At 68.0% G+C, this 13,857-nt stretch carries 6 protein-coding genes; 2 read left to right on the top strand and 4 right to left on the bottom strand.

Annotated features, from left to right (window positions below; translation table 11 throughout):
* Window positions 1–20: 20 nt before the first annotated feature.
* Complete coding sequence (locus tag OIE13_RS05345) at window positions 21–6,257, bottom strand: protein kinase domain-containing protein (RefSeq protein ID WP_326642322.1); 6,237 nt, start codon at window positions 6,255–6,257, stop codon at window positions 21–23.
* 654 nt (window positions 6,258–6,911) lie between these two features.
* Between OIE13_RS05345 and OIE13_RS05340 the strand changes: the two genes are divergently transcribed.
* Window positions 6,912–9,809, top strand: coding sequence for a hypothetical protein (locus tag OIE13_RS05340; protein WP_326642325.1), 2,898 nt, complete (start codon window positions 6,912–6,914; stop codon window positions 9,807–9,809).
* A 134-nt stretch (window positions 9,810–9,943) separates the two neighbouring features.
* Here OIE13_RS05340 and OIE13_RS05335 read toward each other — a convergent pair whose 3' ends face one another.
* From OIE13_RS05335 to OIE13_RS05325, 3 genes are all read right to left on the bottom strand, one after another.
* Window positions 9,944–10,846 carry a hypothetical protein gene (locus tag OIE13_RS05335; RefSeq protein ID WP_326642327.1) on the bottom strand — a complete coding sequence of 301 codons (903 nt, stop codon included), beginning with the start codon at window positions 10,844–10,846 and terminating at the stop codon, window positions 9,944–9,946.
* 114 nt (window positions 10,847–10,960) lie between these two features.
* Window positions 10,961–11,485 carry a hypothetical protein gene (locus OIE13_RS05330; RefSeq protein ID WP_326642329.1) on the bottom strand — a complete coding sequence of 175 codons (525 nt, stop codon included), beginning with the start codon at window positions 11,483–11,485 and terminating at the stop codon, window positions 10,961–10,963.
* Window positions 11,486–11,861: 376 nt separating this feature from the next.
* Window positions 11,862–12,332 carry a lamin tail domain-containing protein gene (locus OIE13_RS05325; RefSeq protein ID WP_326642331.1) on the bottom strand — a complete coding sequence of 157 codons (471 nt, stop codon included), beginning with the start codon at window positions 12,330–12,332 and terminating at the stop codon, window positions 11,862–11,864.
* Between the two features lie 311 nt (window positions 12,333–12,643).
* On the opposite strand from OIE13_RS05325, the gene OIE13_RS05320 reads away from it, so the two are divergent.
* Window positions 12,644–13,291: a hypothetical protein gene (locus OIE13_RS05320; protein WP_326642333.1), complete on the top strand. Its 648-nt coding sequence runs from the start codon at window positions 12,644–12,646 to the stop codon at window positions 13,289–13,291.
* The last annotated feature ends 566 nt before the right edge of the window (window positions 13,292–13,857 follow it).

Here is a 13,857-nt window from a genome sequence, read left to right as displayed (position 1 = left end):
ATCGTTGCCGGTTCTCCGGTTCAGGCACCGGTCCCGAAGTAACGCCTGAACTCCGCCGCGATGGCGGACCAGTCGGCGTCGTGGGGGAACCGGACCACGTCCCAGCCCTTGTCGATCAGCCGGTCCTCCGCCTCGCGGTCGCGTTCGGCGACCGAGGCGTGCTCGTGGACGGGGCCGTCGACGAAGACCGCGACGTTGACGCCGGGCAGCCGGTAGACGTAGTCGGGCCGGGCACGCGCCTCGGCGACGAGGGTCTGCGCCTCGTCGGGCAGGCGCAGCCCTCGTTCCTTGAGCCAGGTGATGAGCCTGGCCTCCAGCGCGGTGTCCGACTGCGCGGTCAGCCGTGCCAGCTGCTCCGAACGGGACTCGCCCCGGCCGGTCGTACGGGCCGTCGAACCCGCGATCCGGAGCAGCAGGTCACGCATCGAGTGTCGGTCGATGAAGGCGTGGTTGAACTGGTTGCCGTAGGTGAGCAGGCACTCGTAGCAGCCCTTGGCACAGGGACGGTCGGGGTGCGCTCCGCCCAGGTCGGTGCCGTCGGCGTCGAAGTGGCAGATGGCCAGGGCCTCTGCGGCGGCGCGGGCGAGCGCGCCGGGCTCGGACTGCATCAGGCGCAGCACACCGGCACCGCCTTCGGCGGCCTCGGTGAACAGCATCCGGTCGCGGGGACCGTCGTCGGGCGGCAGCAGTTCGCTGCTCAGCTCGGAGTCCTCCAGCTCGAAGGCGGCCTCGATGCCGCGTTCCAGCGCGTACATGAGCGAGAGCGCGACAGGCTCGTCCAGCGGCTCGTCCAGCTTCAGCACCAGGATGTTGCGGCTGTCCTGGACGTAGGGGATGACCCGCTTCTTGCGGCGCTTCTCATTGCCGTCCGCGTCGATGACGGGCATCTCACCGGAGTCGCCGGAGGCCTCACCGGCGTCGCGCTCGTTCATCCAGCGGCCGTCGGCGGGATCGAGCCAGAAGCCGTCCGGCTCGTTCGGCTTGGCCCGTACCCGGCCGACGTTGGTGATGCGGACGATCGCCGAGTCCCCGTAGGACAGGGTGGCGAGTTTGTTTCCGGCCTCGAAGACGAGGGCGTCCTGACGGCCCGAACGCTCGCCATGCTTCTGGAAGCTGTAGGAGGTCACCAGCCGGAAACCCGCCTTGCGGCGCTCCTCCTCGTCGGAGGAGATCCGCTCGCGACGCTTGGTGTAGACGGTGTGCAGTTGAAGCAGCCCGTACGTGGTCTCGCCCAGCGGCTCGTCGCACATCTTGCAGCGGTCGACGCGGTCGTGGATGTCGTGGTGGTAGCCGCAACCGGCGCACCTGCGTGCGCTACTGGTGACGACGTCGCCCGTCGCGTCCGGCGGCAGTTGGATGCGGGTGACCTGGTAGCGGGCGCCCTCGTGGTAGACGAGGGCTCCGGGCCCGAACTCGCGGATGGCCAGGAAGCGGGGGCGCTGGAGGTAGTCGCCGTCGCCGAACCGGCTGCCGACCGTGGGGATGTAGGCGGCGAGCGGCAGGCGCGGGAAGGAGTAGCCGGGCAGGAAGCCCTCGCCGGCGAGGTAGCGGTAGGGGTTGAAGTCGGAGAGTACCGACTTGCTGTCCGCGCTCTCGTTCTTGAGGAGGTTGAGCTGGGTCTCGGCCTCCCGGCGGCGCCCGACGGCGATCTTGCGGTCGCGCTCGGAGAGGGTGTGGTCCAGGACCCGCCGGTTCTGCTCGGCCTGGTCGACCAGGGCCGCCCTGAACAGGCCACGCCAGCGGTCAAGGTCCCGGTCGAACTGCGCGGGAGCGGCACGGACCTTGTCCTCGATCCACTCGTTGTACCACCAGGCGGTGGCCGCGAAGTCGGTCAGCAGTCCACCGAAGACCTTGTGTGCGGCCTGCACCGCGCGCTCCTGCACAACGGTGTCGCGCAGGGCCTCGGCGATGTGGTCCTGCAGGGCAAGTTTGGGGTTGGGGATGCGTGCGTCCTCGGCATAGCCGATGTCGATGATGTTGGGGATGGCGTTGCCCAGTTTGAGCCCGGCCTCGGCCAGCCAGATGGCCTGGACGTGGGAGCGGACCAGGTCCTCGTTGGCGAGGTCGAGACGGGGCGGGGCGACGGCTCCCGCGACCATGCGCTCGGAGCGGCGGAAGTAGTACTGGTCGTGGCTGTTTCCGGTCGCGCAGTAGGTGGTGACGAGTGCGGGCTGCCCGGACCGACCGGCCCGGCCGCTGCGCTGGGCGTAGTTGGCCGGGGTGGGCGGCACATTGCGCATCATCACGGCGTTGAGCTCGGCGATGTCGACGCCCAACTCCATCGTCGGCGAGCAGTAGAGAAGCTTCAGCTTCGCGCTACGGAAGGCCTCCTCGCGCCTCTCCCGCTCTTCCGGGGTGACCTGGGCGGTGTGTTCGCGGGCGACGAGGCCGCTGAGAGCACCGGCCGCACCCCGGTAGAGGTCACGGAAGAAGGCGTTGACGCGGGGGCCGTCGCCGCTGGCGTAGGTGCGGGTCAGCGGGTCGTGGGTGCCGGTCTCCCCTGTTCCGGCCCGCCAGATGAGGGCCGCGGCGGAGATCCGGTAACCGGTGATGGTCGGGCCGGAGGTGCCCCGGAAGCGGCCAGCGCGCTGCGGGGCCGCGGCGATCTCCTTGACCAGCCCGGCTCTGGCGAGCACCTTCAGCAGCTCCACGATGATCAGCTGGGTGTCGTCAACCGGCAGATCCTTGCCGAAGTGCACCCGCCGCAGGTACTTGCCGAACTTGCCCCGGCCGGACAGGAACAGACCCGAGCGGTCCAGGCCGGGCCTGGAGCCCTGCGGGTAGGCGGTGCCGACCTTGGGACGGTCACCCGCGGCGAGCCCCCAGGGGTCGACGAGGCGCTCCTCGCTGGCGCGCTGGAGGGTGTCGAAGTCCTCGCGGAAGTGCTGCACGTCGATGGCGAGGGCGCGGCGCATCTCGTCGAGCAGTGCCCGCATGATCTCGGCACGTTGGCCCGGGGCCGCCTCACGCAGCTTCAGGTGAGTCTCGGACCACCGGTCCTGCTGCTCGGCGAGCCACTCCAGGTCCTCGTAGTGGATCTCCAGCAGGCCGGTCTGCTCCAGGTTGGGCATGGTGATGCGCCAGCCGCGTTCGAGATCCAGGTAGAGGCGGAAGGCGATGACGTCCCGCAGGGTCTTCGCGGCGTTGCGTGCCATCGAAGGAGGCAGGTCCGCGCTGCCGGCGTAGTCGGCGAGCTCCAGGCCCAGGGCGACCGAGACGCGGGAGGCGAGCTCCTCGTGGTTGACGCCCTCCTCGCCCGCCTCGACAGCCGCCTGGTAGAGGGCGCCGCGCAGCTGGACGATCTGCACGAAGTCATTGAAGTGACCGGCCTGGAGAGAGGCGTCCTGCCGATTGTCGACGAAGGTGAGCAGCTTGCGGGCCGCTTCCTTGAGTGCCTCGGCGGGGACCTCCTTGAGCGAGCGGACGATGGAGGCGGAGACGAGGGAGGTCGCCGAGGAGCGGCCCTCCTGGTCGAGGGTCGCGAGCTTGGCGAAGTCCTTTCCCCTGACCTGCTCGTAACTCACTCCGCAGTGCATGCAGAAGAGGAACGGTGAGGGGATGAAGGCCGCCTTCAGCTCGCCCTGCCCCTCGACCCCGTACGGGTCGACGGTGACGGCTCTGGGCAGCCGCACCCGGTAGGAGGCGCGCACGACCTCCTGTCCCCGCTCGTCGATCTCCAGCCAGGACTCGGGCAGCCAGCGATCGGCGATGGCCTCCTCCGGCGTGCTCGGCCAGGGGCGGTCGGAGTCGACGTAGAGGTAGCCGTCCCCGGCGCGGCCACCGGTGGCGGCGGTGTCCCGGCGCGGCTCGTAGACGACGCGGCCGTTCTTCTCGGTGCGCCACACGGTCGGGTACTCCTGACCGCACTCGCGGCAGAAGGCCAGCGGCAGCAGGATCTTGCCGTCCGAACCGGGCTGGACGAGCTGGTAGTCGCGCGTCAGGTGACGGGCCGGCTTGTCGTCAAGGGTGACGTAGACGGTGTCGCCCTTGGAGAGGAACTGGTGCAGCCGGAAGGCGAACAGGGGGCGCTCGGTGACGGGGTTCCCGGCCTCGGAACCGGCCTCCAGCGTGCGGCGGATCGCCCGCGCGCATTCGGCCGCGGTCAGCCCGCTGTCCTCGGCGAGTTCGAGGGCCGCTTCCTCGATCTTGGCGGGTCTCTGCCGGACCAGGCGCCCCGCCTCGTCCGTGGCGAGGCCGAAGCGGGTCTCGATCCAGCGGGCGAGGGGATCCTTCACCAGGTCGGCGTAGGCGCGCGGAGCCCCCGGAGCCCGGAGGCGCTCGACCGGAACCCTGTCGGGGGCTTCGTCGGTGGCGCGCACCAGCGTCTCACCGATGACGTTCTCAGAGCCCACTGTGGTGCCGAAGAGGGTGGTGGCGACGCGGCCGACGGCCGTTCGCTGGTCCTCGGCGGTGCCCTCGCTGGAGATGGTGGCGGAGGTGCCGATGCACTGCAGGCGCTCGGCCTGGCAGGCCTCACGAACCCGGCGGATGAGCAGGGCCACATCGGCGCCCTGGCGGCCGCGGTAGGTGTGCAGCTCGTCGAAGACGAGGAACTCCAGCCCCTTGGCCATCTTGATGAGAGAGCGCCGGTCGCCCGGACGGGTGAGCATCAGTTCCAGCATCACGTAGTTGGTGAGCAGGATGTCCGGCGGGTTGTCACGGATCTCCTTGCGCCGCGCCTCATCCTCCTGGCCGGTGTACCGGGCGTAGGTGACCGGCTCGCGGCCGGGGCCGTAACCGTCGCGCAGGTACTTGTCGAGTTCCTTGATCTGGCTGTTGGCCAGTGCGTTCATCGGGTAGACGATGATCGCGCGGACCCGCTTGCGGGCCTCGGACCCCTGCTGTTCGCGGTCCCTCAGCACCTTGTCGACGATCGGCACGATGTAGGAGAGGGATTTGCCCGAGCCGGTGCCGGTGGTCAGCACGTAGGAGGCGCCGGACCGGGCGGTGTCGATCGCCTCACGCTGGTGGCGGTGGAGAGTGAGCGGACGACCGTCGCATACCGTACCGTCCTTGGTCTTCCCCGCCTGGAAGATGCGCGCGCACTCCGGGTGCAGCACCCCTTCGGTCGCGAGTTCGAGAACGGTGCCGCCCGAGGCGAAGAACGGGTTCAGCGACAGCCAGGGGTCGGGCCACTGGGACTTGGCATCCAGGTCGTTCTCGACGAAGGCCGCGATCCGATCGTCGCGGATGACCGTGCCGCCCTCGGTGAACGAGCGGTAGTCCTTGATGAGCTTGCGGTGCACTCCGAAGACATCCATCCCGGATCCGGGCGCCCGGGGCTCGGGGGTGTCCGCGAGGTCGGTGGCCGGCCGGGGAAGGCGGCTCTCGGCGCGCACCGTCGCGAGGTGCCGTACCGGATCGAGCTCCTGCCAGCCGGGAACGTGCTCCTCCCCCACGGCGAACGGCAGCAGTGCCTCACGGACGGCGACGGCGTCGGCGGGCCGGTCGGCCGGGTCCTTGGCGAGCAGCTGCTCGATGAGTCTCGACATCTCTTCGGGGACGTCGGAGCGGAGCAGCCGTACCGGGGGTGCCGGTTCGGTGAGGTGTTTCTGGCCGAGCTCGTGCGCGGACTCGCTGTGGAACGGCGGAACACCGGTGAGGAGTTCGAACAGCACGCAGCCGAGGGCGTACAGGTCGGCCGCCTGGGTCACCGTCGCGGCGAGGAACTGCTCGGGGGCCATGTAGCGGGCGGTGCCGACCGTGACACCCGTGCTCGTCACCTTGCCGTTCTCGATGTCGTCGAGGATCCGCCCCATGCCGAAGTCGAGGACCTTGACCACTCCACCGCGCAGCAGCATGACGTTGGCGGGCTTGAGATCGCGGTGAATGACACCGGCGGTGTGCGCCGCGGACAGCCCGTCCGCGATCTGAGCGCCCAGCGCCGCGACCCAGCCGACGGGCAGCTGCGGATGCTCGCCCACCAGGTCTCGCAGGGTCTCCCCGTCGAGAAGCTCCATCGCGATGTAGGGCAGACCGGTGCCGTCCACCCCGCCGTCGATGATGCGCGGGAGGTTGCGGTGGTCGAGCCTGCGCATGATGCGCACCTCGCGTTCGAACCGCTGGACCGCCTTGGCGTCGGCGTACGAGTCGATGATCGCACCGGAGCGGCTGCGCAGGATCAGCTTCACCGCGACCACGCGATCCCTGTCGTCTTCGGCCGCCTGGAGGTCCTCGGCGCGGTAGACCTCCCCCATGTTGCCCTTACCCACGGCTCCCAGGAGACGGAACCGGCTTGCCACCTGCTCGAAGTTCACAGGACTTCTCGCTCTCCACGCACCCGGCGCCGGGAACGGGGCCCAGCGACGACCGACAAGCCCTTATGTTGTAAGTAAGTAGGTCCCTACATCTCCAGCAGAGTACACACTATCCCGAAGATTCGGGACATGTTTCGCGTTGACAGCGTTAACACATCGATGTGGTTCTCTGCAGCCGACCGATACGGGCGGTCCGGCCGACCGAGAAGACAGATGGCGGAGACGACGACGGCGAGACCCCGCGGGGAGGCGCATGCCCGTCTTATCAGCGTCCGGGGAGGTCAGGGTTACGGCGGACGCGCCGATCGTTATGAACCCGGAGCCGTCCTCGGCGAGCTCTCGCCCGACGGGAACGAACCTGTCTCGCGAAGGCCACATCTCCCAGGGACACGGCATCCTCCTACCGGCACGGTGTCTGCGCAGGGCATCCCCATATCGGATGTGAGCGAGACAGGTCGCCCGAGGGCGATTTCACTACACATCAAGGAACGCGGACACTTGTCCAAAGAATTCGGTGCGTCTCAGATTCTTGTCACCGGTCATATGGCGCGGTTCGATGCGTTTGGGGGTACCGGAGCCACGCGGAGGGACGGGCGCATGACGTCATGGTGGGGACGAACCCCCTCGAAGGCTCTGCCAGGCGCAATGGTGGCGGTGACGATCCTGACGGTGGCGGCGACGATGGCCGGAGCCCCGCCGACCGCGCACGCCCTGCCCGGCGAACTGTGCCGGGTCGCCTTCACCATCACCACCGGTGGGGACGGCCTGCGCGACGACTCCTTGGAGTCGATCCGCCTCGGCGACCGGCCTACCGGTCCGTTCTTCCTCTTCGAGGACGCCGACGGCGACGGCACGCCCGACCCCGAGCCGCTGCGTCAATTCCATTCGGGCGGCACCGGTGACCGTCCTCATGCCACATTCACCTGGAACGCGGTGCTGTCACCGTGTCTGCCGGTGAGCGCCCTGCGCGACGGGTTCGTGTTCCACCATCTCTCGGACGCTCCGGACATCAGTGCCGACAACTGGGATCTGGCCGCCCTGCGCATCGTGGACCGCGACACGGGCACGGTGCTCATCGACCGCGCCGCACCGCCCGGCCAGTTCCTGCACCGGTTCCGCAAGAACGACAACCAGACCTTCAGCACCCTCGACCTGGACGGCGACGGCGACGGCCTCACCGACCGCGTCGAACTGGAGGGCATCACCCGCGCCGACGGCACAGTGGACACCTGGCTGCCGGAGCACGGCGCCGACCCGTGCCGCGGCACCATCGCGATCGAGCTCGACTGGCTCGATGACGGTACGGACGCCGGCGACGACCGGCCGGACACCGCGGCGATCGAGGAGGTGGTCACCATGTTCGACGCCGCGCCGCGCCCGGCGCGGCCCACCTGCCCGTACGGCCACACGCCGGAGCCCGGCATCCAGTTGCTCGTGGACGTCGACGACGCGATCCCGGTCACCCCGGAGCAGCGCCGGCAGCCGCTCAACATGGAACAGGACGGGCAGAAGCCCTTCCTCCGCTTCCGGGAGGCCAACTTCACGCCCGGCCGGTCCGACCTGTTCCGCTACAACCTCTGGGGCTTCCAGCACGACGACACCGACAGCAGCGGATGGTGCTGCCACGGGCGGGACTTCATGGTCACCCTCGGCACCTGGCCGGACGTGCCGGTACGGGCGCAGAGCGGGACGCTCGCCCATGAACTCGGCCATGCCCTCGGCCTCGGCCACGGCGGCGCGGACGACGTCAACCACAAACCGAACCACCTGTCGGTGATGAACTACAACTACCAGTTCGTAGGATTGCCGGACATCAGCGAATGGCGCGCGCGGATAGAGGCGATCGGCCCGGCCACCGACGGGGGCACCCGCCTTCGAGTGGCACTCGACCAGGTGAGCACGCTCGACTACTCCCGGGCCGTGCTGCCGCCGCTCGACCGTCGGCGCCTCGACGAGCACACCGGTATCGGCATCAGCACCGACACCATGGCGGCGTGGTGGGACAACGAGGGCACCCTGCGGGTGGGCGACGGCTCGGCCGGGCTGGACTGGGACCTCGACGACACGCTCGACGCCGCTCCGGTCGCGGTCGACGTCAACGGCGAGTTCCAGAAGTGCGTCGAGGGCACCGACCCGGACCGTACCCCTCCGAACAACGACGACCTGGAGACCGCGCCCTCCCCCGGCACCGATGACCTGTCCAGGTACGGGCTGATCTACGCCGGCCTCAACGGGCGGTGCGAGACGCCGGCCGTGCCGGGCGACACAGCGAAGGTCGCGAACGGGTACGACTACCCGGTGGAGTACGGCTACGACGACACCTTGGACGGCGCCGACGACTGGGCACGCCTCGGGTTCCGCATCGGTGTCTCGCCGGATGCCGGGCAGGCCCTGCCCGCGCCGGTCCCCGAGATGGGCACGGCGGAGATCAAACGCCACCGGGCGCGCGTCATCGACGCGCTGGTCGCGGCGAGCAGCACGGCACCCGGGGCGGCGCCGCGCTGGGGTTACGCGTACATGGACCGGGCCACCACGGCCGAAGCGCCGATCGGTGCGGTGACGCCGCTCAACCCGTACTGGCAGTGGAGCACCGGCCGACTCGACCCTGCCACCGCGGACCGGCGCGCCACCGTGGTGCACACCGGCACCGGCGAGTACGAGGTACGCCTTCCCGGGGTCGCCTCGGCGACCGGGATCGCACACGTGACCGCGTACCGGACCGTGTACCGTGGCCGTACCTGCGGGGTTGTCAGCCACGTTCCCGACGGCCCGGATGAGCTGATCCGGGTGCGCTGCCTCAACGAAGCCGGCGCGCCGGTGGACTGGTGGTTCACGATCTTCTTCGCCGCGCCCAGCGGCGGGACGCGCCCCTACGCCACCGTCCGGTACGACGACGGCGCCGGGGGTACGGCCACGGTGGACCCGGTCCACAACAATGGCACGGTGAACTCGGGCGGTGGCGTCAACCGCGTACTGCGTGAGGGCACCGGGCGGTACCGGGTGATCCTGGAGGGTACGGCGTTCGCCGCGGGAGCCGGGTACGTTCAGGTGACGCCGTACGGCGCCGGGGCAGCGGTACGTTGCAACCCGTCGGGCACCACGCCCGGCGCGGGCCGGGTGGAAATCACCGTGGCCTGCTACGCGATCGGCGGCGCGGCCACCGCACAGCCCGCGGACTCGCCATGGCTGCTGTCCTACGTGGACGGTGCGGGTCTGCACCGGGACGCGGGTACACCGGCCGCCTACGTCGGCGTCACCGGTGACCCGGCCGACCCGGTCGTGGACGCGGCCCGCTCGTTCAGCGGCAACGGAGAGGTGCCCGTGGTCGCCCGGCTCGGCGTGGGCTACTACCGTCTGACCTGGAACACGCTGGGCAAAACCGGCGACAGCGTGCAGGTCACCGCAACTGGAGCAGGCGGCGGCTACTGCCACCTCGGCACCATCGACTCGTACGCCGCACCACCCCGTTTATCCATCTATGTCTGGTGTCACACCCCCACGGGGGCCCGTGGCGACAGTACGTTCGGCGTCGCGTACGTTCGCGCGCCCTGACCCCGGTTCGCCACCGAGGTCAGCCCTGGCAGGCATCGGCGCGACCCGCCGCCGTGGGCCCGTTACCCCCGCGGAGGTGCGCACAAGGCCGGCCAGTCCCTGAACATGAACGGTTTCGGCCGACCTTGCGGCGGTCACTTGCGCCAGACGACGTACGAGATCTCCAGCGGCGCGTCGCCCACCGGCACGGCGCGGACCTGGACCGCGAGGAGATTGTCCTCCGCGGTGCGCGCGCATGCCCAGTCACCGGCTTTCATCTTGCCGACCTCCACCATGCCGTAGTCGTGAGTCGCCAGCGCGTCCGCGCACGCAGCGCTGTCCGGGCGGCCGTCGATGTCGATGGGGGTGATGGGGAGGGCTCCGCCGCCGGCCGTCCACAGCGCACGGTAGGGGCTGACGTACCAGAGATCGCTGACATTCGGCCGCACCTCGCCGATCTTTCCGGTCTCGGCGTCCAGGTAGTCCTGGTCCTTCAGGGAGACCTCGGCCTCGTACAGAACCTCACCGGCCGTGAGTGGAGATGTCGTGTCCGACGGCGTGAGCCTGGGAGCCGACGGCGTGAGCCTGGGAGCCGACGGCGTGAGCCTGGGAGCCGACGGCGTGAGCCTGGGAGCCGACGGTGTGGGCCTGGGAGCCGGCGTGGTGCCGGCAGGCGTCGGGATACCCGAGGAGGAAGGGGAGGGCGAGGAGTGCGCAGTGGCGGCCGATGTGACGTCGGCGGGTTCATTGAGGTACTGCTCGATCATCGCACCGGTCACTCCCGCGCCGGTGCCGATCAGTATCACCATCATCATCGCCCGAAGCCCGACCGGCCGCCCGAAGAGCTGGATCAGTCCGAGCAGGCCGGCCAGGACCGACAGCAGTCCTGCGACGAGTATTCCCTGCCGCGAGCCGCTGGTGATCAGCTGCGTCACGGCTGCGATGTCGGCGACCGAGCCGAGCCCGACAAGAATGTTCGTCCGCCAGACGGCGCCGCGAGCGGTCCCCGAGTCGGCAGTGTCAGTGGAGGAGTGCGACTCCGTCCCCGCATCGTTCATACCCAGTCCCACTCGGTAGGCGATCCGTTTCGCTGCGTGTCAACGCGGCCGTGCGTTGAGTATCGCAAGCAACGCCGGCACCGTCACACCTTCTCCTATTTCGTTATAGGGGCGCTAGTAACCCATTTCATACCGGGAGGGTGCTGCTTCCACGTCCTGCGGATACCTGTACGTAGGGGGGCCGGTGAAATAGAACTCACGGCCGTCGACTCTGACCAGTCTTTCGGCTCCCCCAGCGTTCATGCGCAAGCTTGCGAAGTCCGCACCGGCGTTGTCGATTGCGAACTTGTGCGACTCGCGGATTTTCCCTCCCCCAGTGGGAAGCGCGACATGAAACGAGGTTGCCAAAAGCCCCCTGCCCCCGTATTCGCGTTTTCCACCTGACGTACGGGCATAGACGATCACCGATGCTCGTCCAAGACGAGGGACTGGTATCTGCACCACCTTCCGGCCTCCAGAGGGAACGTGAAGCCATCCCATCGAACTGTCGGTCGAGTACAGATGCATCGCACAATAGAGATCTTTACCGGTGCTGTTCTCGTAGGTGAATGGCTTGAGCACCAGTTCTTTGGCCCACTTTCGGGCATTCCAGCCAAGCTTGCCGAGATGGTAGACCCCAAAGATGACCGGCTCAGGCATAACTGCACCTCTAAGTGCTGGATTGCATACACGCCGAGTGTAAGACGCCAAGGGCGTGTTTGAGAAGCGTTGAAACGATCCACATTTCGACGCTGTACTGGTATGTGGTGCGCCGATAGCAGAGATACCGAACTCATGCCAACCTGATCTCGCAGGCCGCGAGCCGATTGCGACCAAGTTGCCTTGATCGGCAAATGAGGAAGCCCCCGACGGAAGGGTTGTCGACCAAGATCAACTATTACGCCAGGGGCTCACCTATCTTTAATTCGTGGAGTTACACCAGGCTGAAGGCCAAGCCGGTCTCGACCCGGAACCTGTCAACCTTTCCTGCCTCCCGGCGGCACCTGCCGCGGGCCGTTCGTATGTCCGGCCGAGGTCAGCAGATCTTGTAGCCGTGCCGCGTCGAACTGTACGAGCAGGAGTCCACCAGCGTGCCGGACACGTTCCGCAGGTACGCGGCGTCCTGGCCCTGGTTCCAGATGTAGGCGAAGGTTCCTCCGCTCCTGCCCCAGTAGAGGGTAGTGGCGGTGTTCCTACCCTTGCCGGTCCGCACGGTGACCGTCTTCCCGGCTCCGAGGGTGAACGTGCCGAACGTGTAGATGTGATCCGGCCGTTTCGTCTTGTCGCGGAGGGTCCAGCCCTTGAGGCTGACGGCCTTCCTGGTGGTGTTCTTGATCTGCGCGTACTCGCCGTTCAGGCTGCTGTTCGCGCCGAAGTCCGGCGAGCCGGGCGAATCGTAGTAGATCTTGGTGATCTGAACGGCAGGGCCCGCAGCGTGGGCGGGCGAGGAGACGACGACCACTCCGGCGGCCAGCACGGCGGCCGTCAGCAGAGACCGGATACGCACAGAGATACTCCTAAAATGGAGAATAGGATCCAAAACGATTATATCGATAGCAATAGGTATCAATATGATCATTCCTGTATCGACTTGGCATCCGACAGAGCTTTTATATGCCGGACACACCTCGGGGCGAGGATCCGATATTCACCTCCACGGTGAGCAGGGATCCACACGTGCGTCCGCGTCGCGCCCCCATCACCGCCTGGAATGCTCGCCGTCCCAGCCTGCGTCCCCCCTTCTGGACAACTCGCACTTCCACATGATCGACTTCGAAAGTCCAAACGCAGCGAGCCGAGAGATGACCTCACAAGCCCATGACCCTCATCACCCTGCGGCAAGCCGCCGTCCGCTTCGACCTCCCCGGCGCCGCCCTACAGAAGATCGCTGCTGCGGGTCTGCTTCCTGCGGTCGGTCAACACGGCGACAAGCCGGTCATCCCTACGGACGTGGCGCAACGGATCCGGGCTCGCTCCGCTGTGGCGCTACATCACCTCCTGTCAACGACAACGGGCAACGCCACGATGGCGGTGTTGCGCGTCGACGTGGCGAAGCATGTCCCAGATGAAGATCGCCCCTTCATCGGCTTTCACGCCGATCTGACACCTGAGGACCTGCTGGAGGCGCTGCGCGGATGGTGGGTGGGGAGACCGGAAAAGATCGCCCAGGCAGGGATTCTCCCGGTGACACTCGGCGGATTCGTTGTCGCCGTACTAACGGGACTGAGCAGCTGGGACACCAAACTGACCGACAATGGCCTGACCCGTCATCGTTTCGACGCGAGACTCGCCGGCTACATCAGCGACCTCGACACGGCCACCAACATGATCACGATCGGTACAGCCGACGACCTGCGAATCGCCAAGCTCCTTCTCGGCAAGCGCCTCAAATCCACGTCCGGCGGTCCGATCGCCTACGTGACCGCAGCCGCTCATCAACCGGCCTCCGGGATCAGCGGCCACTGATCCCGCGGAACACGGGCACGTAGTGATTGCTCCGTCGCAGGTCAAAGCCATAAGGGCGGATGGGTCGGCCTGTAGGCCGGGTTCTGATCCGGCGTGCTCACGACCTGCACGCCGGCCAGCGACCTGCCTCCTGACCTACGGGAACGCTGCCATCCTTTGACGGTCGCGTCCACGGACGTGGTGTACGAGCATCCGAGTCCGGTAAGCCGGTCACGGTGGAAAAGCGCGGCGTTGTCCGTGGGGAAAAGCGCGGCGAGGGTGGTGGAGTGGTTCAGGGCCGCTCGTCGGTGTCGCGTCGTGCGGGGTCGAAGATCAAAAGCGCAGCGAGGGCAGTGGAGTGGCCCAAGACCGCTCATCGGTGTCGCGTCGTGCGGGGTCGAAGACCGCTCATCGGTGTCGCGTCGTGCGGGGTCGAAGACCGCTCATCGGTGTCGCGTCGTGCGGGGTCGAAGATCAAAAGCGCAGCGAGGGCAGTGGAGTGGCCCAAGACCGCTCATCGGTACGGGTCCGCCGCGGTGCGGCAGGATTCGGGGCCGCTCCTCGCCGCTGCTCGCCGCCGCCTCGCG

The sequence above is a fragment of the Streptosporangium sp. NBC_01810 genome (genome assembly GCF_035917355.1).
Taxonomy (GTDB): Bacteria; Actinomycetota; Actinomycetes; order Streptosporangiales; family Streptosporangiaceae; genus Streptosporangium.
This window is presented reverse-complemented; position numbering and strand designations above follow the sequence as displayed.